Here is a 20,791-nt window from a genome sequence, read left to right on the forward strand (position 1 = left end):
CTCTCTAATGATATTGACAAACTTCTTTTCCTTATGGAATGAAACAGCCCTGCCTGGTAAAGGGGGGATTAAGGTGGAAAATTCAAAGTCTCTCTCCTTTCACGAGAGAGATTTTCTAGATAGCATGAAAAGTCAGCTTTTTAATTGTCGCTTGTAGGGCAGGGGACAGACTTTTCTCCTGACCAATCTGTAAGAGTATTTTCATCTCTATAATGCCGGGGAGTTTTCAGCAGCAAATGCCAAGCTTCTCCAGCATCCAATAAGTTAAAGTTTTCAGAATATTGAGTTTCTAACAAATCCCTAACTATAACATAATAGTTCGAGTTCATTCCTGGAAAAATATGATGTTCAGTGTGGTGAGAAAAATTGAAATGCAACAAGTCAAATATTTTGTAAACCCGGAGAGACATACTATTAATTAGGGGGTCATTAACGTTGGTCATCGGACAAAGTAAATGATTTGTATAAATATAAAAAATTATTCCAGCATAACCAATCGCAATCGGTAAAAAGTAACCAAGTATCAGCTTTATGGGGTCAAATTGGAGATAGATGAGGATACTTAGATGAATCACGATCATCATCAATAATTCCCCTGCGATCGCTCGACGATCTTTAGGACTGACTGTAAATGCAGCAGGAACATAATCGACGGATTTATGATTGAAAAACAGCACAGATGTCAGATTGCGAAAAGTATGTACTCCCCAAGCAGAAGTCAATCCCACTATGAACCATATAGGATTGACTTCAGTTGAAGGTACAAATAAATCCTGAATCCATTTTCCCCAGGTTGAAGATTGTTCATATAAGTAATTACGATCTGGGTCGCCTAAATCATTAGTGTGATTATGATGTACTCGATTATGAACTGCTTTCCATAATGTTGGTGGCATCCACAACATTGTTAGTCCTATAAAGCTAATTATATAAATTAACCGCGGATTTTTAATTACACTACCATGCATCAAATCGTGGGTGCTAAATAGTAAGACGACGACGCTATTGCCCATAATTATGCTTAAAGGCACATAAAGCCACAAAAGGTATGGCGACCAATAATCTAACCGCGCCGCTATCATCCAACCTAATATCAAAATTGCCAGATTAATGAACAAGATAATTAACTTACTTGGATCGGGGCGAAATGCTTCAGGTGGCATTAGGGAACGTAATTCTTTCGCATATATCTTCTGGTGAATTAGTGTTTGATCGGTACTAACATTCATAAATAATTTTTCAGTTAGATAATTTCACTGGGTAAAGTTTTGCGGTAAATCGTAGCATTTTGCAACTGGAATAATTAAATTCACAAGTAGGTAAGCATCTAAATCGTAACACACAATATTTTTGCGGTAGACCTTTTGCATAGTTTTGGCATTGTTTACACGTCTTACTCAGAATAAATTCTGTGGTTCAAAATGAAAGTTCTCTGAAGCTGACTAAAATTATTGTTTTACCCAAATTACTAGCTAGAGGCTATTATGATGTCAATTTTATCTTGGTAAGTAATAATTTTTTAGTAATAGCTTTAGTCTTTATTTTCTAATCACTAAAGTGCTTACTAAAAACCCTCGATACTAGCTTGAAAAATTACTAAAAAAAGTTCATTAAAGGTTTTACCAATTTCAATCCCCCCACATCTTCATAGATGCAGGGGGAGTAATAAAATAACCCACAATTTGGATTTTTGATCAATTTTTGGGCAATATTCACCGATTAATCCTACATACCGCAAGTGCGATGTCTAGGACGGGCTACACTTACGCACTATTTATAGTTTGTGCAAGCAGCCCACCTCAAAACTACTCAGACGCTTTGTTATTAGCTCTATTAGCACGCGCCTCAGCTGAAGCCATAACCTCATCAAAATTTTCTAGCACTTCGCCAGGAAAGTTTTCCAAAACTCTGGTAGAAAGAGCAACCCGTCCTTTACCTTCATCCAAGTCAATAATTACAGCTTTAATTGGCTGACCAACTTGAAATACTTTTTCTAAAGAATCAATAAATTTCTGGCTTACCTGCTTGATATGAAGTAAGGCGCTCATGCCACTTAAATCGACAAAAACACCAAAAGGTTTGATGCCAGTAACTTTACCTTCTACCAGTTGACCTAATTCTAATAAGCTGAAGTTGCTAGAACGAGTTGCTAAACGTTGAGAAAGGATGAGTTTGTTGGTATTTTTATTAATTTCCAAAAAACCCACAGTCAGATTTTGACCTTTGAGTGCTTCTAAATTATCACGCTCTGCCAGATGCGATCGCGGAATAAATCCCCGCAAAGAAAGAATATCAACGGTGACACCACCTTTATTCACACCCATAACTCGTACTTGCACAGTTTGAGCATTTTCCTGCATTTCGGTCAGTCGTTCCCAGATGTGCTGAATTTCCAACTGCTTTCGAGAAAGGGTGACTTGCCCTTCTGCATCTTGATCTCGGATAATCAAAAACTGCATTTCCTCTTGCAATGGCAGCACTTCCGATAAATCGGTAACTGCTCTCAAAGAAGCCTCATCGCGCGGCAGAAAAGCTGACGACTTACCACCAATATCCACATAAGCTCCATCATGGTCAAGTTGGAAAACTTTGCCACTTACAAGCTGTCCCTTTTGAAATTGGTAGTCGTGTTTTTCTAGTGCTTTGGCAAAATCGTCCATTGTAAAGGGCGAATTGGCTGTTTGAGAAAGTTTCGATTCGGAATTCATGACTTTTGAAGATTAGTTGTTATTTGATATGGTGCAACTGAAGTTTAGATTGTCATTTGTCATTTGTCATTTGTCCTTTGTTATTCACCAATGACCAATGACCAATGACGAACTTGGCTGCGTATGCTTCAGTTTAGTTGACCAAAGAGTTGTTTTACTTGCTCCCAAGCATCGGCCGCAGCTTTAGGATTATAACTGGCACGGTGGTTACAGAAAAATCCGTGATCAGCTCCATCGTAGCGAAACACACGATGAGGAATTTTATATTTTTCTAACTCTGTTGCAATCTCATCTACTTGTTCGCCTGGAATGCTAGCATCTTCTGCACCAAAAAAGGTATAAAGAGTACCTGTTATCTCTTCGGTGCGGGTGACAGTAGGAGCGCCGCCTCCCGGTGTGCGAGTGGTAATTCCAGCACCGTAGAAGGAAGCCGTAGCCTTAATATCTGGCAAGGTGGCTGCAAGATATGCGACATGACCGCCAAAGCAGAAGCCAATACAGCCAAAACCATCTTTTTTCACTTGGGGCAGATTTTTGAGGTAGTCAATTGCTAGTTGAATATCGCTCAATAACTCTGAGGCTTGAGTTTGCATGGCGTAACTTCTGCCCGTTTCAATATCTTCAGGTGTGTATCCGGTTTCAAAGCCAGGAGCAATCCGTTGAAAAAGTGCAGGTGCGATCGCTACATACCCAAGTTGGGCAATCCGTTCTGTAACTTCCCGAATGTGAAGGTTGATACCAAAAATCTCTTGTAATACTACGACTCCTGGATAAGAGCCAGGTTCTTTTGGTTCTGCTAGATAAGCAGACACTTGAATATTATCTTGCAAAAGATTAATCGTTGTAGTACTTGTTGCTTGCTCTGTCATAATAATTTTTACCAGTGCTATGTGATTAGCCGTGTGTTTATTTGATATAACTATGCCAGTATGCCTAGCTTTTTTCTAATTAAATTATCAATAACCAATAGTGAGTGCATTAGAAATTTGTATCAGAAAAACTTTATATGCAAATAAACATATTTGAGATGTAGCAAATGTAGCTGGTCACAAAAGGAGGGCTGAGTTAAAAATGTTGAGTATAAAAGCAACACTTAATACTCAAAACTCAGCACTCAGAACTCAGCACTCAGCACTCATTAGCACTTAGTATTCAGGAGGTTTGGTGATGATTCAATTCCGTATTCAGCCAGACAGCGAAATTCCCGCATCAACCCAGCTGTTTAATCAAATCCGATTTGCGATCGCTTCTCGGCAATATCCCCCTGCTTACAAATTACCAAGCACACGGGCGCTGGCAATGCAAACGGGCTTACACCGAAATACCATAAGTAAGGTTTACCGTCAACTAGAGGAAGACGGGTTTGTTGAAAGTATGGCTGGTTCGGGTATTTATGTTCGTGCCCAAGGTCATGAGGGCGGTAGTAGACTGCAATCACCAATTCTCAAACAAAATCCTGATGCATATCAAGTTGTCCAGCAAGCACTTGACGAACTGCTCTCTCAAGGATGTACGCTGAACCAAGCTAGAGAGTTATTTTTAGCGGAAATTGACTGGCGCTTGCGTTGTAGTGCGCGGGTACTGGTTGCAGTACCATCTTATGATATAGGTGCTGGTGAGTTGATGGTGTATGAATTAGAGCGATCGCTAAAAATTCCAGTGCAATTGGTAGCAATGGAAGAATTAACTGCTGTATTAGATAAAACTACCTCTGCGACAGTAGTCACCAGTCGGTATTTTATCAGTAATGTGGAAGCGATCGCAGCTCCAAAAGCTGCACGGGTAATTCCTCTCGATATCTACGACTACAGCAAGGAACTCAACCTCTTGAAAACCCTACCAAAAGAAAACTGTGTTGGGATAGTTAGCCTCAGTTCCGGGATTGCACGAGCCGCAGAAGTCATCCTCCACGGCTTGCGGGGCGATGAACTACTGGTAATGACTTCCCAGCCAAAAGATGCCTATAAACTTCAGGCTATGGTTAAACGGGCTGAGGTCATCATCAGTGACCAAGCTAGTTTTGCGGCAGTGCAAGCAGCCGTGCAAGCATCTGATGAAGATATTATTCGTCCACCAAAGCTGATTAAGGTTGAAAATTATATCGGCGCTAACTCGATTAATTTACTAAAACGAGAACTGGGTTTAAGTTAATCTCAAGATAATTCTACCAACATCTTTGAGAGCAACTAATAGAGGAGGGATGGGATAGTGCAGATTGTGATTGTGGGCGCAGGCCCAACAGGTGTAACCCTTGCCCTGCTCCTTGTAAAACGTGGTATTGCTGTAACGTTAATTGAAGCAGCAAAAGACTTTCATCGTGTATTTCGCGGTGAAGGATTAATGCCCAGTGGCTTAGAAGCTTTAGAGGAAATGGGTATATCAGCCTTGTTGGAACATATTCCCCATCGGCAACTCGACGCGTGGGAATTCATTATCGGGGACAAGCAGTTGTTTCGAGTTGATGAACCAATGGGAGCAACCCAACCCTGTACACTGGTTTCACAACCACCACTACTAAAAGCACTGATTTCGTCAGCTCAAACCAATGATGGATTTGAATTTATCCAAGGTGTTCCAGTCAAAGATTTACTGTGGAGTAACCAACGTGTCGCAGGTGTAGTACTGAGCGATGGGAGAGAATTTACTGCTGACTTAGTGATTGGGGCAGATGGTCGAAATTCTCTTGTGCGCCAACGTATAGGATTGGAATTGGTACGTCAGCCTAAAAATATTGATATTCTCTGGTTTAAACTTGCCGCGAGTCCTGAGTTTGCAGCCGATAATGTGTTTCGTACTATTGTAAATGGCGATCGCGTATTTACCATCTTTCACGGAGCAGAATCAGGAAAACTACATCTAGCTTGGGTGATGTCGGCAACCGAAAATACTGATTCCAAACAAGCCAACTGGGCAGAGATTTTTGCCTCACTATCCCCCTCATGGCTAGCAGAGCATTTCCGTAATCATGCAGGCACCATCGAATCCCCCATTAGGCTCTCTGTTGTGGTTGGTTATTGTCCACAATGGCACGCACCAGGGGTATTACTTCTAGGTGATGCTGCACACCCAATGTCTCCCGTCCGTGCCCAAGGAATTAATCTCGCATTCCGTGATGTGATTGTCGCTGCTAATCATCTTGTGCCACTTTTGCAAAAAGAAGCTGGACACCAGGATATTGACATGGCACTATTGCACATCCAAGCAGAACGTCAGCCAGAAATTATCCGCGCCCAGCAACTCCAGTTAGAAGAAGCTAAACAAGGTGAATTACTGCGAAAAAATGCACTGCTGCGATCGCTGTTAATTCAACTTGCTCCCTTGCTCCGTAAAATAATTAAAAAGTCTTGGTTAAAGCGACAATACAAAATGCGTCAAGGTATCACACAGGTACACTTAACTGTCTAAAAAACCGTTCTTAATTATCCTACTTGTGGTTATGGGGTGTTAATTTGCAAAAACTCTTGTACCTGTTGCATATAAGTTGGTGCATCTTCCAACATTGGGAAATGCGCTGTGTTACGAATCATCACAAATTTAACTTTATCATTCAATGCAGCCGCTTGACGCCCCATCTCGGCTGGAATAATTTTGTCATACTCCCCCGCCACGAGTAGAGTCGGCACTATCAGTTTGGCAAACTCTTGCGGCATCACTTCAGATTGAGCCTTACTGACTGAAGTAAAAATTGTTCCTAAAGCCGCATCGTAATCTGCTTCGAGAAAATCTTCCAAAAAAGCTTGCCGTTCAGAATGTGGTATGGAACTATGCAGAAATCTGGCCATAAACATCCGGTCAACAAATGGGATTTTGCTTAACCATTTGGGACGGAATTTAACTACATAGCCACCAAATTTATGAAAAGCACTAAAAGATTTTTCGTCGTACTCAAAAATGCCGCTACAAGTTAAAATTCCTCGTTCTACTCGTTCGGGATAGCGGTTAAAAAATAAAGTGGCAACAGAAGCGCCCATCGAATGAGCATTGATATAAACACGCTGGAGATGCAACCCATTTAACAAAGCTGCCAAATCATCAGCGTATTCCTCTAATTCATAGGTTAACTCTTTAATTGCCTCTGATTCTTCCTGTGGGGAATCAGATTCAGCAACAGCTTCACTTGCTTGAGTGATGGTTGGCTTCCCACCAGAACGGCCAAATCCCCGCATATCGTAGAGTAAACAATCAAATTGCTCTGATAAAGCATCAGCAGTATTTTTCCAATATCTAGCCGAACCAGCCCAACCATGCATGAAAACCATCACTGGTTTTACCAGAGAACCGGATGGTTTTTTCACCCATTCGTAGTAATGCTCAACGCCACGAACATTAATATAAGGCATTAGTCATTTGTCCTTTGTCAGTTGTCATTAGTCCCTGGTATATGGTTATTATTCCTTATTTTTTGACCAATGACTAATGACCAATACAACTCTTGGAGAGGCTACACTTCGACTACGCTCTGTTACCACGCCAATGACTACGCGGTAGTTGAATCTCGACTCACTTCGACGCCGCTCAGTGCAAGTCGCTCGATTACCGCGCAGTCGAAACTCAGTACAAGTGACTAATGACTATTAAGCTGATTCTGGCTTCGGTAGTGAAGACGGATGTATTATCAGTTCGGCAGTCGATCGCTTCTCGACCATCTCCCGTGTTACTGTACAGCGTGTCACATCCTTACGGGATGGTAACTCATACATTACATCCAGCATTAATTCTTCAACAATACCACGTAATGCTCTCGCACCAGTTTTACGGCGGTAAGCTTCTTGAGCGATCGCTCGTAAAGCATCTGCTTTAAAATCTAGCTGGACATTATCCATTTTCAGCAGTTTTTGGTACTGCTTCACTAGCGCGCTGCGTGGTTGAGTAAGAATCGCCATCAGTGCTTCTTCATCTAGCGGATCTACTACTGCTACCATTGGCATCCGCCCAATAAATTCTGGAATCAGGCCAAATTTTACTAAATCATCCGGTTCTAGATGGCGAAGCGTGTCTGCTGCTCGTTTTTCCTTCGATTGGCCTTCTCCCGGTTGCACAAAGCCGATTGCTTTTTTGCCAACTCTCTGATCTACAATTTTTTCTAAGCCTACGAAGGCACCACCACAGACGAACAAAATATTACTTGTATCAATCTGGATGCAGTCTTGATAAGGATGCTTGCGTCCTCCTTGGGGTGGTACGTTAGCGATCGTTCCCTCTAACATTTTCAGCAAGGCTTGCTGCACGCCTTCGCCAGAAACATCACGGGTAATTGATGTGTTCTCGCTCTTACGAGCAATTTTGTCAATTTCGTCAATGTAAATAATTCCCCGTTGCGCTTCTTCTATATCCAAATCTGCCACCTGCAACAGTCGCAGCAAGATATTTTCCACATCTTCTCCCACATACCCTGCTTCCGTCAGTGTCGTCGCATCGGCTACGGCAAAGGGTACATCCAGGATTTTCGCTAGAGTTTGCGCTAAGAGAGTTTTGCCACAACCAGTCGGGCCGATTAACAAGATATTGGACTTTTGCAGTTCTATAGCGTCATCCGCACCAGGTTTGCCACTAGCTTTAGATTGAATGACTGCCAGCCGCTTATAGTGATTGTAAACAGCTACTGACAGAACTTTCTTCGCTTCGTCTTGACCAATGACGTGCTCGTCTAGATACTTTTTAATCTCTCTTGGCTTGGGTATTTGATTAAACGAAATACTAGCAGAGTGAGTACGCCGTTTTTCAGGTGGCTCTGCTCTTGGTGCTGGTTGTGCTGCCGCACCATTAGTATCGAGTAACTCCTCGTCTAGTATTTCATTACACAAGTCAACGCATTCATCGCAGATGTAGACTCCCGGCCCTGCGATTAATTTACGCACCTGCTCTTGAGACTTGCCACAAAATGAACATTTCAAATGGGAGTCGTACTTAGACATACCAGCCTCTTATTTCAGAATGGTGACGTTTTCCCCTGCTACGGGAAGATTTTGCCTGGAAATGACCTGATCAATCAAACCGTAGTTTTTTGCCTCTTCTGCCGACATAAAAAAGTCGCGCTCAGTATCTGCTTCTATTCTTTCTAAGGGTTGACCAGTATGGTGAGCCATTAGCTGATTCAACTTAGCCTTAACGTAAAGAATTTCTCTGGCTTGAATTTCAATGTCAATGGCTTGACCTTGAGCGCCACCAAGTGGTTGGTGAATCATAATTCGGGAGTCGGGCAGAGACATTCGCTTACCGGCAGCCCCTGCTGTCAACAAAAATGCCCCCATGCTCGCGGCTAATCCAAAACAGATGGTAACAACATCAGGGCGAATTTGCTGTATTGTATCATAGATTGCCATCCCTGCGTAGACGGAGCCGCCAGGAGAATTAACATACAATTGGATGTCTTTTTCTGAGTCTTCGGCGTCTAGGAATAACAATTGAGCCACAATTGAGTTGGCTACGGCATCGTCTATTGGCGTTCCTAAAAAGATAATCCGCTCTCGCAGCAGGCGGGAGTAGATGTCGAAAGCTCTTTCTCCCATGCCAGATTGCTCTATCACCATCGGCACGATGTTGCTAGGGCTGCTTAACTGGGAGTTAATGTTTATTCGACTTAAGTTGCTGATTGGGGAATTTCCCGACTGCGATTCAAGCATACAAGCTTTCTTTGAGAATTATTTAGGACAAATGTTTCAGCAGCGGATGCTGCCTTTTCAACGAATGGAATTTTTATAAGCTACGTGTTAACCATTATGCCTCATATAATTTCCTCTCGTGTAACACAGTATCAAGCTCAAGTGATAATCGGTGTCACTATTTGCCGAAAATTCATTAATTCTTTAATTATTTTGACTTCATCCCTGAGTCATTGGGCATTGGGCATTGGTTATTTCTCTCCCTACTTCTTCGTCTCCCTTACCTTACCCATTTCACCAGTACTTTAACTCAGAACTGGTGAACTCATGGTTGTGGGATTTTTTATTATCCTTCTGTGACTTCTGTAGAAGTTTCGCTGTTTTCTTCCTCAGTCTGAGGTGCATCAGCATCAGCATCAGCATCTGATTCTGCGTCTTCCGTTTCCTCCGCAGTACTCAATGAACCTTCCGGTACAAGTTCAACTGATGAGTGTTCTAAGAGCCAATCAATGATTTTTTCGGTTAACAGTTCGTTTTCCACGATTGAGCGCAGTTTATCTTCATCAACGTCCTGTTCCTCCGAGTACTGTTCCAAAAGTTCTGTGACTCTGGCTGCGATTTCTTCTGGTGTTACCTCGATAGATTCGCGTTTGCCGATTTCTCGTAAGGATAAGGAGCGTTTGATGCGTTCAATTGCTTCAGTACGCGATCGCTCCCGCAATTGAGGAATAATATCTTGAGTAAACAGCTTTCTCACATCCAATCCCTGCTGAGACAGGCGGATTGCTGTTTGCGTTAGCATTGCATCCACTTCTTGCTCAATCAAAGTTGCTGGTAAGTCAACTTCTACGTGCTTGAGCAGTTCCGCTAACAAGGCTTCCTGCTTATTGGTTTTTGTTTTGTCGTCTGCCTCTTTTTGATATCGTTCGACCAAAGAAGCACGTAACTCCTCTAAAGTTTCAAAATCGCTGATTTCCTGGGCTAAATCGTCATTTACTTCTGGTAGCTCCTTTTCCTTTAATTCTTTGAGCGTCACGGTGAAAGTTGCCGCTTTTCCAGCTAATTCTTCATTAGCATACGGATCTGGGAACTGCGCTGCAATTTCTTTGGTTTCTTCAGGATTCATCCCCACTATTCCCGAAATGAAGCCTGGAATAAACTTATCTTCCTGCAACTCAACTTGAAAATCAGTTGCTTCGGCTCCGGGAATCGGTTCTAGTTCAGCTGTTTCGTCCTCGCCCTCAGCTCTGGCGAATGAACCTTTAAAATCGACTACGGCAATATCGCCAATTTGGGCTGCACGTCCTTCCACAGGAATCAATGTCGCCAATTCTTGACGTTCCTTATCCAACGTGCTCTCCACTTGCTCTGGATCGAACTTGACTTCTTCGGCCTTGGCTTGCAAATCAGTGTACTGCACTAGATTCACTTCTGGTTCTACATCCACCGCAGCCGAAATCGTTAGGGGTTTCCCAGGTTCATAATTATTAATCAAATCCTCGAAAGAGGAGCGCAATTGCGGCTGACCGATTGCTGGGATGGCTTCTTGTTTGACTGCTTGCTCAATACCATCTTGAATTAGTTCTTCCAGCGCCGCTGCCTTGATTCGAGTTGTACCCAGCCGTTGTAGCAATATCGGCCGAGGCACCTTGCCTTTACGAAACCCAGGAATATTGGCAGTACTCGCTAAGTTTTTAATGACCTGTTCGTAAGTTTGCTTGGTAATTTCCGGCGTAATCTCTATTTCCAGGCCAATTTGGCTGGCGGGAAGTTTTTCCTGGGTAACTTTCATGCTTTGTCTCTAGTTTTCTGGTATTTTATACTCCGAGTACACATAAAACGCAATAAAATAATTGTTTGCGTTTATGGCTTGATGTCTCTTAGGGGTAATGGGAGTTTGCCAAAAGGTTTTGTGACATCCAAGGTATGGATGTTTGTCCTGGGGCAAAGATCCAGTTTACTGCCAATTATCAAGGACTTGACATTTTACCTTCATAACAAATTGGTTAATGGGGCATTGGGCATTGGTTATTCTCCATCTTTACCTTGCTTTCCCTGCTACCTCATTATTCCTGCACTCCCGACTCCCCTCTGACTCTAAAACTTAGGAATTAATTATTCAGTGGGCTAATGCCGTGATATCCTGGTTCTCAAAGAGTGGTTAGTACCCCCAGGTTAAAGTTATAGTATTGAGTCTAGCTATTATCTAGCTATTATTAAGTTGTGTGTGGTACGAGAGCGCATCTTTTACTTAACCGCATAGCTAAATTTTCAGTTGTGCTGGCTTTATGGATTTAGATCCTAGTATATTCATCATATTGGTAAGCAAGTTTGCAACCATTACATTTGTTTTTTTACACGTAGGATGCTCAGTTAAACGCCTAAGTGCAGATATCTCCGTTCTTCTGATAAATGGCGGTTTGTTGTATAATAGATATTTATAGTAGTTAATATCGATTAAGAAAATAAATCATCGTTATTTGGAAATGCAACATCACTTAACTTAATTAAACAATTAAAAAAATAAATGTATTAAATATATTAAAGATAGACTAAATTAGAGAAAATATAAATCTATTAAAAATGTATTTCCAGACTGCGATCGCTATTTAAATATAACTAAATTGTCAATTGTTCCAAGAAATTGCAGATTAATTCTCTTATAAGGAGGAAGCAAGTTTGTCGAAATCCTATCGTTTAGCTATTTTAGGAGCTACTGGTGCAGTAGGCACAGAGTTGCTGGAATTATTAGAAAGTCGTAATTTTCCGGTTGCTGACTTGAAGTTATTGGCATCAGAGCGCAGTGTTGGGCGATCGCTGCGATTTAAAGGTGAAAATATACCAATAGAAGCAGTGAGCGATCGCGCCTTTGAAAATGTCGATATAGTACTAGCTAGTGCAGGCGGTTCCACATCTAAAACTTGGGCAGCAGTTGCTGTAGAAAAGGGCGCAGTGGTAATTGACAACTCCAGTGCCTTTCGGATGAACCCGGAAGTTCCCTTAATAGTTCCAGAGGTGAATCCCCAAGCCGCAGCGCATCATCAAGGCATTATCGCTAACCCCAACTGTACAACGATTTTGATGGCTGTGGCAGTCTGGCCATTGCATAAAGTTAAACCAGTGCAACGCATCGTCGCTGCAACCTACCAATCTGCTAGTGGTGCGGGTGCTAGAGCAATGGCAGAAGTCAAAACCCAAACAAGCGCTATACTACAAGGACAGCCACCGATTGCCGAGATATTGCCTTACCCATTGGCATTTAATTTATTCCCGCACAACTCCCCATTAAACGATTTGGGTTATTGTGAGGAAGAAATGAAAATGGTCAACGAAACCCGAAAAATATTTGGTACGCAGCAAATCAGAATCACTGCAACCTGTATACGGGTTCCCGTACTCCGCGCCCACTCAGAAGCCATTAATTTAGAATTTGGGACTCCCTTTAGTGCGAAGGAAGCCAGAGAAATTTTAAATTCCTCTCCTGGAGTAAAATTGTTAGAAGATTGGGGAACGAATCATTTTCCGATGCCAATTGAAGCAACTGGTCGAGATGAAGTTTTAGTGGGAAGAATTCGCCAGGATATTTCTCATCCTTGTGGCTTGGAATTATGGTTATGTGGCGACCAAATTCGCAAAGGCGCAGCATTGAATGCAGTACAAATCGCTGAGTTGTTAGTAGAGAAAAATCTATTAAAACCATTAGCTATTAGTCATTAGTCACTTGTACTGAGCGTAGTCGTAAAGCCTGCGGCATAGCTACGCTTCGGGCGCAGCCTCTCCAAGAGTTGTATTAGTCATTAGTCATTGGTCATTAGTAAAGTGACAAAGGACTAATGACAAAGTAAAAATGACACTTGAAAGCAATTTGCAGATAGGTTATTACAATAGAGAACCACCAAGATATAAAAACATGGGTAATCAGGAGTGAAAAAAGGGTGGGAGATTTTGGCAATGTTTTAACCGCTATGATTACGCCATTTAAAGCAGATGGTAGTGTCAATTATGATGTAGCGGCAGAACTGGCGGCGCATCTAGCTAACAACGGTACAGATACATTGGTGATGTGCGGCACAACCGGAGAATCCCCGACGCTAAGTTGGGATGAGGAATACCAGTTGTTTGTCGAGGTATTGCAGTCTGTGGCCGGAAAAGCCAAGGTAATCGCAGGTTGTGGATCAAATTCCACCAAAGAAGCGATCGCAGCCACCCAAAAAGCGTCTAAAATAGGAGTACATGGTTCGTTACAAGTTGTTCCTTATTACAATAAACCGCCGCAAGCGGGATTGGAAGGGCACTTTAAGGCAATAGCACAAGCCTGTCCCGACTTGCCGTTGTTGTTGTATAATGTCCCCGGTCGTACCGGACAAAACCTTCAGCCAGAAACAGTTGCCCGGTTAGCTGAGGTTAGCAATATTGTCGGGATTAAAGAATCCACTGGTAATATAGATCAGGCAAGCGAAATTCGTCGCTTGACATCAAAAGAATTCCACATCTATTCTGGTGATGATTACATGACTTTGCCCTTGTTAGCGATCGGCGCAAGGGGTGTGGTAAGTGTGGCTTCTCATCTGGTAGGAAACCAACTACAGCAGATGATTCAAGCTTTTAGGGCGGGAAAAGTTGAGGTAGCAAGCGACATTCATCTCCAACTATTTCCGTTGTTTAAAGCTTTATTTCTCACTTCAAATCCCATTCCAGTGAAAAAAGCACTGCAACTTCAAGGTTGGGAGGTTGGTTCAACTCGTCCGCCGCTATGTGAAGCTGATTTAGAAGTCAGTCAAAAATTAGAAGCGGTTCTGAAAGAACTTAGTTTAATTTAACCACCAACTTATTTAAATGCTGGTAGTCTCCTCCTTGTCAAAGATACATATAAACAACGATCATAATTGTTCATAAGTTGCAATTTAAAAACCTGTGCTAGGACTGATAGATATACTATGAATCCTTGAGTTTTACAGTTGATTTTATTAAATAAAAAATTGAAATCTTCAATTAAAACTTGATTGCTTTGGGACTGACTTAAGAGACAGATGATGTTTTCTTAAATACAAGTTCGTTAACTATCAACTTAATTAACCACAAGTAACAATCTAAGGAGAAAATGGCTAAAAACGAAGCTAATAATTCCGCCTTGAAAATTATTCCTTTGGGCGGTTTACATGAAATTGGTAAAAATACGTGTCTTTTTGAGTATGAGGATGAAATAATCCTGTTAGATGCAGGATTGGCTTTTCCCACAGAGGCGATGCATGGAGTCAATATTGTTTTACCAGATACAACCTATCTGCGGGAAAATCGCCACAAAATTAAAGGGATGATTGTTACTCATGGTCATGAAGACCATATTGGCGGTATTGCCTTTCATCTCAAGCAATTTGATATCCCGGTGATTTATGGGCCCAGACTAGCAATGGCAATGCTAGAGGGTAAATTAGAAGAAGCAGGAGTCCGCGATCGCACAGAAATCAGAACAGTTCTACCACGTGATGTAGTGCGGATTGGCAAAAACTTTTTAGTTGAATATATCCGTAATACCCACTCCATTGCAGATAGTTTCACTGTTGCCATTCATACTCCCCTGGGTGTAGTCATTCACACAGGGGATTTTAAAATTGACCATACCCCAGTGGATGGTGAAAAGTTTGACTTGCAACGCCTAGCAGAACATGGGGAAAAAGGCGTTCTTTGTTTACTAAGCGATTCCACTAACGCTGAAGTGCCAGGATTTACACCTTCAGAACGTTCAGTTTATCCGAACCTGGAGAGAGTATTTAGTCAAGCACCTGGGCGATTATTTGTCACGACCTTTGCTTCTAGCGTCCATCGCATCAACATGATTTTGGATATTGCCAAGAAGCAGAATCGTGTAGTGACAGTTGTCGGGCGTTCCATGCTGAACTTGATTGCTCATGCCCGCAATTTAGGTTACATCAAGTGTGAAGATAATCTGCTGCAACCATTGCACGCTGTCCGCAATCTACCCGATGAAAGAGTACTGATTTTAACTACAGGTTCTCAGGGTGAATTGATGGCAGCAATGACCCGCATTGCCAACCAAGAACATCCTCACATTAAAATCCGCCAAGGAGATACGGTAGTATTCTCTGCTAACCCAATTCCCGGAAATACGATCGCCGTAGTCAACACCATTGATAAATTGATGATTCAAGGTGCGAAAGTGGTCTATGGACGAGATAAAGGAATTCACGTCTCCGGTCACGGCTGTCAGGAAGAACAAAAACTGATGATTGCCTTAACTCGACCCAAATTCTTTGTGCCATTTCACGGCGAACATCGAATGCTGGTGAAGCACGCAGAAACGGCTCAGAGTATGGGCATTCCCGCAGAAAATATGATCATTATTCAGAATGGTGATATTGTCGAACTGACAGAAGATGCCATTCGCGTCGCTGGAAAAGTGCCATCTGGTATCGAATTGGTGGATACTACTAGTTCGGGGATGGTAAGTGCAAAAGTGCTGCAAGAACGGCAACGCATGGCTTCAGAAGGCATTATCACGATCGCAGCTGCCATTGATTGGAATGGTAAACTGTTAGCAAAACCAGAAACTCACCTCCGGGGTGTAGTTACAAGTGTAGAGCGATCGCTCCTGCAAACCTGGGTAAAACAACGTATTGAAGAAATTCTCACTGTGCGGTGGACAGAATTTGCTCCTAGCGAAGGTGAAGCAGCAGATATAGACTGGGGTGGATTGCAAGGAACTTTAGAACGAGAATTGCAACGTTCCATTCGTCGGGAATTGCAATGTCAGCCATCTGTGACTTTATTGATGCAAATCCCTGATGAACCACCTGTGAAAGTTGCTGATGGCAGAAGACGACGGACTCGGACTGCTGCTCAGGTAGCATCATAGAGAATTTCAGGTAAAAATCTCATACAAAGAGAAGTTTGAGCAGTGGCTTTCACGGCTCAAATTTCGATTGGCGCAAAGACACAGAATTTTTCTGAACGTCTTTGCGCTTTCTTTTGTAATAGTTATAGAAATTATCTATAGTTCTTGGAGGCGATCTAACTTGTTAGATTGCGATCGCCTCAAGCAACTCCAACCAATATCTCTTCATTTTTATCGTCTGCTGAAAGATACAAATCTCTCCACTGCTCAAAGTGGTCAAGATACCATCCTTCCCGACCTTCATCTCTTGCAAACAGTGTTTCAGGATCGATCTGTCGTAAAATGCTTGCTCCTTGACTGACTAGCTCACGGGATATCAATCCCAATGACTCCTCTGCTGACAAATAGAGTTGGAGCAAAAGTTTGATCTCCGAACATGAGCTTTTCAACAATCTCATCGGCATTCGCAAACTTTCTTCTCGATAGCTCTTGCGACAAACGTTCCTTGATCTCAGCAGATGATTTTTCTAGTGTTGCTGTTCTATCTTCAATCCCTGGATAGGCTTGACGAGTAAGCCTTAACTCAGACCGCAATTGTGCGATTACCCGATTTGCTTCTAGCTCAGATCCAAAAGTCTCTTGTTCTGTTTCGATAACATCTTCCAGGATTTCGTCAATCTCTTCAGGCTCAATTTCAAAAAAGCGGAAAATGCCGCAGCCGTAGGGGAAAAGATAAACTACAAGGATGCTGAGTGCCTTTTGAGTTTGAAGGCGTGCGTATAGAGTACTGTCAGGAGGAATTGCGCTGTAGAGTACGGAAACACCCATAAGCAAGTTCATCTGATTTTTACGCTTCAGACTCTATCATTCTCAAATCGCACTGCCAACCTAAGTTTTGTGAAATGCAATCGATTCTACTCGATCAAAAATCACTACTTTTACGTTATTCAGCCAGCGATGAACAGGACACACTTACGTGAGAAAGTGGGAACACGGAGAGGAAAAATGCCTTCTAGAGTATTACTGATGTTTATACTTAGCAAAAATTCTTTTAGAAAGACCTTATATTAAGTTCTGTAAATGTTACACTAAAACCTATCCAATGATGGATGTCTTTATTAAAATTTAAACTGTGTCAAGTTATGAACAAGATCGTAATATTACACTACCGATCCCCAGAAATTTGCGATTAACTTGACGTAGTAATAAATTAGGTTCTGACTTAAGTGGCTAATCAGGTATTACATTATATCGCAGTCAGAACGCGATTTTTCCGGGAAAGTTCGTTGCCACGTTGTATATATTCATCAAAAAGGTGAATAGCCTCAATAACACAGAGGGTGAACCATGAAGGTATTCGACAATACCACAAAAAAGATTTTTCTGGCTAGCTGGGTATCAATCAATCAAGCAGAGACTAGTGACGATAAAGTAACCCAGTTAAACCATTCTGCTTCCAAGCCTCACTGGGATATTCTCCAACCCCTACGGCAACGAGTAGAAAATATTCAAGTCCATGATCGCCAACTAGCTCACCGCTTATGCAAACTGATTCCATCTCAGTGCCCCTTTGAGCGCGATGTCAAATTATTTGGCAAGACCTTGTTTCACATCCCACCCATGTGCAAGCTCAACCCCTTATATGAAGAAGTGGTTGGTTTACGTTTCCGAGCGCTGTGCTATCTAGCCGACGAATGTGGCGAAGATGTAACTCAGTACTGCTAATACTGAGCGCTGAGGCTAAAGTTATGAGTGAGGAGTTATGAGTAGTGAATTAAAAATATAACTCCTAACTCCTAACTCCTAAATATTTTTTACTATTTTTTTACTATTTCTTTTGCCATTTTTGGATGGCATCTTGAGCATCTTCGTAAGCGCCTGTCTCCTCTGGCACTAAAGCTGCGGTGGCAATTGCGGCTTTACGTTCTCCTTCGGCGGCGCGACGCTTTGCCAGGTCTAAAATTTTCTCACTCCATTTATTGATCGATTTTTGAGCAGTATCGAAGCCTGGTTGACCTGCTGGTACTTTCTTGGCAACTTCGATCGCCCGATTGTAGGTAGATGCCTGTTCGGGCTTAATTAAGGCATTCGCTGCATCTAAAAGAGTTTTGTTACTCACATACTGCTTACCCTCTAAGCGCCACAGGTTAATTGCTGCTTGTGCCTTCGCGTAGGGGGCTTCATCTTTGGTGATTAATCGAGCAGCAGCAATAGCGCTAGCATACTGTCTTTGTTTAGCACGACCCTCTGCTAAATCTAAAATCATCTGGCTCCAAATCTTAATATTCTCTTGAGCTTGTTCGTACAGTGGTTCACCGGGTTTAATTTTTCGGGCTGTAGCGATCGCCATGCTCAAATCGCTAGCCTGAGTTTGTCTGAGCGACATTTTTGCCAAGTCTAGTACTGCTTGATTTCGCTTTTTTGACTGAGAACTAGAGGCTATTTGGGCGCTAGATTGGTTGTTGAGTCTAACTGGTGGAGTGCGTAGGCGTAGCCCGTCGTAGACATCGCTTGGTAAATTCTCGACAACCTGGCGATCGCTAACAGAAGCATTCGGTGATGCATTTGATACTTGCTTAATTCTAAAAGTTTCTTGATTCCGTAGAAAAACTACGGCGATTAAACCTGCTACCAGCAAGCTGCCTCCGCTCCACAAGATAAACTGTTTCCAAAAAGGGATGCTTGGCTGATTCGCTGGCAATCGCGAGACGTAACCTTTGGAAGAATTAGGAATAAATCTTCCTCTGGTATTCACTCCCAAGGAAGTTTCTGCCATTGGCTGGGAAACTAAGCTGCCTCCTGATTCCTGGACTTTTTTACCTTTCACCTGTTGGGAGGAGTTCACACTAACTTCTTTCCGAACTGCTGAAGTTTTAGGGTAATTGTCGAGGGGAGGAGCTGCCAGGGCAACAGCAAAGGATTCTTCTGGATAAATCACCGCTTCTGGCTGAACATCACTTTCCATTGCCAATTTTGGCAAGATTATTTGCTGCCTTGATGGGATGATAGTGGCAGGGTTTTGGATAGGACGCCAGTGGTGGTGGCATAATTTTGGCACGATCAGGCTTAGGTAGCTTTCTAAATCTGCCAAGTTGCTGCCATTACCAGAACGTAAAGCTTCTAACAAAGCTGCTGTAAAGAATCCGTGACCTAGTTCGCTACTCTCATGGGAAAATTGCTCTGGTTGGCAAGAAAGAATTGTCGCCAGTTGTAGTTCTTGGGCTAGTTCTATTGTTTCTTCGCCAACAGGGGCATCTGCTTGAGTGCCAAAAGCGCGGTTGATATCGAGTAGTAGCAATACATTGAGGTCAGCAAGTTGCAGACTTTGCATTAGCGATCGCAATTCTATGCCGGTCTCTTGTACCAGTTCCGGGTTGCCCTCTGCTGGCATTAAGTAATCTTTGCCCTTGTAATTGACTCCATAGCCGCTAAAGAATAACCACAGATAGTCTTCCGGTTGCCAACTTGTTGCTGCCAAATCCTCAAGCAGCAACAAAATATTCTCCTTCGTCGGGTAAGTCGATCTATCCCCAATCGGCGGCGAAGTATCTGTCATCACTAGACAGTGCTTGGGGAGAAAACCTGCCTCTGTCACCAAAAAATCTTCTAGTGCCTCAGCATCTGCTTGGGCACAACTTAAAGGTTGAAATAACTGATATTGATTGATACCAATCGCGATCGCCCAGTAATTTGCCATCCCGCTCTTTGTCAGTTATTGTTGTTTGCTGGTCTTAAAATTGCGGTTGGCTTTGTCAAATCAAACAAAGCTAACCTATGTCTTATAGTCTAGGTGATTCTGATTGAATCTTAAGTTAGAATGTAATTTTTATTACGTTAATTAGCCGGAAAAATACCTTTACCTAATTTCAATAACAGATCATTACTAAGGAGATAGAAGGTCATGAGCAAAATTTCTGCTCACCTACCATCATCGCTCGCTCCCTTTTCAGTTATTAGCCAAATTGCCAGAAGAATCCGGATAATTCCTTTAGTAGTTTTGCTCATATCTACTGTTCCTGCGTGGTTTTTGATGGAAGCGATTGCACCGCAGCTTGTGCGAGCTTACACCGCTAGAGTCGATCTAGCAATTGACCGCTTGCCAGAAGAAAACTATGAAACCGTTCTCAGGAGAGCGGAAGCGGTCGCTAGAGCAGCTGCTCAAAGGAGCTTCGACCAAGATATCTTGGTGACAGATGTTTCCATCATTGTGTCCGTACAAAATTATGGCGCGATCGCACCAGTCCTGACATTAGATGTCAGTCGTCCTCAATGGCGATCGCGCCCTGATGCTCAAAATTGGGCCACTTACTTCAAAACTGCGCGATCTTTACTTTTCTTTGAAAATAACTCTAATCAAGTTCCAGCAGCTAGCGTTGTGTCAACGCCAAAATGACGGGTTGAGCTTGAAGTCCGAGCCAAAGCTTTCTTGGCTCGGAACCTTGGGGGATTTAAAAAAAGTCATTAGACCTCTTGCAAAAATATATTTTTGCACTCTTAGGGAAAAGGGTGCATGTTAAAGGGAAAGGATTTTGAGTTTTTTTACCCTTTTCCCCTGCCCCTTATCCCCTTCTTGGGGCCCCACCTTCCCCTTTACCCCGACAAATGCCAAGAAGTCTATTGTTTCTGTT

Annotated in this window: 18 protein-coding genes; 8 read left to right on the forward strand and 10 right to left on the reverse strand. The window is 42.5% G+C overall.

The window, feature by feature from the left end; all coding sequences use genetic code 11:
- Positions 1 to 140: 140 nt before the first annotated feature.
- The 3 genes from RMY27_RS31125 to RMY27_RS31135 all read right to left on the reverse strand — a co-directional run bounded on the left by RMY27_RS31125 (position 141) and on the right by RMY27_RS31135 (position 3,577).
- Positions 141 to 1,229 carry a fatty acid desaturase family protein gene (locus RMY27_RS31125; RefSeq protein ID WP_322668690.1) on the reverse strand — a complete coding sequence of 363 codons (1,089 nt, stop codon included), beginning with the start codon at positions 1,227 to 1,229 and terminating at the stop codon, positions 141 to 143.
- A 576-nt stretch (positions 1,230 to 1,805) separates the two neighbouring features.
- Positions 1,806 to 2,708 (reverse strand): S1 RNA-binding domain-containing protein, encoded by a 903-nt coding sequence (locus RMY27_RS31130; RefSeq protein ID WP_322668691.1) that lies wholly within the window; start codon positions 2,706 to 2,708, stop codon positions 1,806 to 1,808.
- Between the two features lie 128 nt (positions 2,709 to 2,836).
- The gene (locus RMY27_RS31135) at positions 2,837 to 3,577 is read right to left on the reverse strand and encodes a dienelactone hydrolase family protein (protein WP_322668692.1); all 741 of its coding nucleotides are present in this window, start codon (positions 3,575 to 3,577) and stop codon (positions 2,837 to 2,839) included.
- A 298-nt stretch (positions 3,578 to 3,875) separates the two neighbouring features.
- On the opposite strand from RMY27_RS31135, the gene RMY27_RS31140 reads away from it, so the two are divergent.
- Together RMY27_RS31140 and RMY27_RS31145 are read left to right on the forward strand one after the other, a co-directional pair.
- Positions 3,876 to 4,859: a GntR family transcriptional regulator gene (locus RMY27_RS31140; protein WP_322668693.1), complete on the forward strand. Its 984-nt coding sequence runs from the start codon at positions 3,876 to 3,878 to the stop codon at positions 4,857 to 4,859.
- Positions 4,860 to 4,913: 54 nt separating this feature from the next.
- A complete protein-coding gene (locus RMY27_RS31145) occupies positions 4,914 to 6,113 on the forward strand; it encodes an FAD-dependent monooxygenase (RefSeq protein WP_322668717.1) in 1,200 nt (399 codons plus the stop codon).
- Positions 6,114 to 6,142: 29 nt separating this feature from the next.
- Here the strand turns inward: RMY27_RS31145 and RMY27_RS31150 are convergent, their stop codons facing one another.
- From RMY27_RS31150 to clpP, 3 genes are all read right to left on the reverse strand, one after another.
- A complete protein-coding gene (locus RMY27_RS31150; protein ID WP_322668694.1) occupies positions 6,143 to 7,048 on the reverse strand; it encodes an alpha/beta hydrolase in 906 nt (301 codons plus the stop codon).
- Positions 7,049 to 7,282: 234 nt separating this feature from the next.
- Positions 7,283 to 8,623 carry an ATP-dependent protease ATP-binding subunit ClpX gene (clpX, locus tag RMY27_RS31155; RefSeq protein WP_292775233.1) on the reverse strand — a complete coding sequence of 447 codons (1,341 nt, stop codon included), beginning with the start codon at positions 8,621 to 8,623 and terminating at the stop codon, positions 7,283 to 7,285.
- A gap of 9 nt (positions 8,624 to 8,632) precedes the next feature.
- Positions 8,633 to 9,331 carry an ATP-dependent Clp endopeptidase proteolytic subunit ClpP gene (gene clpP, locus RMY27_RS31160; RefSeq protein WP_104905916.1) on the reverse strand — a complete coding sequence of 233 codons (699 nt, stop codon included), beginning with the start codon at positions 9,329 to 9,331 and terminating at the stop codon, positions 8,633 to 8,635.
- Between the two features lie 96 nt (positions 9,332 to 9,427).
- Between clpP and RMY27_RS31165 the strand changes: the two genes are divergently transcribed.
- The gene (locus RMY27_RS31165) at positions 9,428 to 9,619 is read left to right on the forward strand and encodes a hypothetical protein (protein ID WP_322668695.1); all 192 of its coding nucleotides are present in this window, start codon (positions 9,428 to 9,430) and stop codon (positions 9,617 to 9,619) included.
- A 37-nt stretch (positions 9,620 to 9,656) separates the two neighbouring features.
- Here RMY27_RS31165 and tig read toward each other — a convergent pair whose 3' ends face one another.
- Complete coding sequence (gene tig, locus RMY27_RS31170) at positions 9,657 to 11,102, reverse strand: trigger factor (RefSeq protein ID WP_322668696.1); 1,446 nt, start codon at positions 11,100 to 11,102, stop codon at positions 9,657 to 9,659.
- 887 nt (positions 11,103 to 11,989) lie between these two features.
- Here tig and RMY27_RS31175 point away from each other — a divergent pair.
- From RMY27_RS31175 to RMY27_RS31185, 3 genes are all read left to right on the forward strand, one after another.
- Positions 11,990 to 13,027, forward strand: coding sequence for an aspartate-semialdehyde dehydrogenase (locus tag RMY27_RS31175; RefSeq protein WP_322668697.1), 1,038 nt, complete (start codon positions 11,990 to 11,992; stop codon positions 13,025 to 13,027).
- Positions 13,028 to 13,245: 218 nt separating this feature from the next.
- Positions 13,246 to 14,130, forward strand: a complete 885-nt coding sequence (dapA, locus tag RMY27_RS31180; protein WP_322668698.1) for a 4-hydroxy-tetrahydrodipicolinate synthase — start codon at positions 13,246 to 13,248, stop codon at positions 14,128 to 14,130.
- Between the two features lie 281 nt (positions 14,131 to 14,411).
- Positions 14,412 to 16,184: a ribonuclease J gene (locus tag RMY27_RS31185; protein WP_322668699.1), complete on the forward strand. Its 1,773-nt coding sequence runs from the start codon at positions 14,412 to 14,414 to the stop codon at positions 16,182 to 16,184.
- 179 nt (positions 16,185 to 16,363) lie between these two features.
- Here RMY27_RS31185 and RMY27_RS31190 read toward each other — a convergent pair whose 3' ends face one another.
- Positions 16,364 to 16,543: a hypothetical protein gene (locus RMY27_RS31190; protein ID WP_322668700.1), complete on the reverse strand. Its 180-nt coding sequence runs from the start codon at positions 16,541 to 16,543 to the stop codon at positions 16,364 to 16,366.
- A complete protein-coding gene (locus RMY27_RS31195; protein ID WP_322668701.1) occupies positions 16,530 to 16,991 on the reverse strand; it encodes a hypothetical protein in 462 nt (153 codons plus the stop codon). The genes RMY27_RS31190 and RMY27_RS31195 overlap by 14 nt, the downstream gene beginning before the upstream one ends.
- A 519-nt stretch (positions 16,992 to 17,510) precedes the next feature.
- On the opposite strand from RMY27_RS31195, the gene RMY27_RS31200 reads away from it, so the two are divergent.
- The gene (locus RMY27_RS31200) at positions 17,511 to 17,888 is read left to right on the forward strand and encodes a Mo-dependent nitrogenase C-terminal domain-containing protein (RefSeq protein ID WP_322668702.1); all 378 of its coding nucleotides are present in this window, start codon (positions 17,511 to 17,513) and stop codon (positions 17,886 to 17,888) included.
- Between the two features lie 103 nt (positions 17,889 to 17,991).
- Here the strand turns inward: RMY27_RS31200 and RMY27_RS31205 are convergent, their stop codons facing one another.
- Positions 17,992 to 19,860: a caspase family protein gene (locus RMY27_RS31205; protein WP_322668703.1), complete on the reverse strand. Its 1,869-nt coding sequence runs from the start codon at positions 19,858 to 19,860 to the stop codon at positions 17,992 to 17,994.
- Between the two features lie 204 nt (positions 19,861 to 20,064).
- Here RMY27_RS31205 and RMY27_RS31210 point away from each other — a divergent pair, with 204 nt between their 5' ends.
- Complete coding sequence (locus RMY27_RS31210; RefSeq protein ID WP_322668704.1) at positions 20,065 to 20,556, forward strand: hypothetical protein; 492 nt, start codon at positions 20,065 to 20,067, stop codon at positions 20,554 to 20,556.
- Positions 20,557 to 20,791: the final 235 nt, after the last annotated feature.

It is taken from the genome of Nostoc sp. DedQUE09, from assembly GCF_034530915.1.
Classification (GTDB): Bacteria; Cyanobacteriota; Cyanobacteriia; order Cyanobacteriales; family Nostocaceae; genus Nostoc.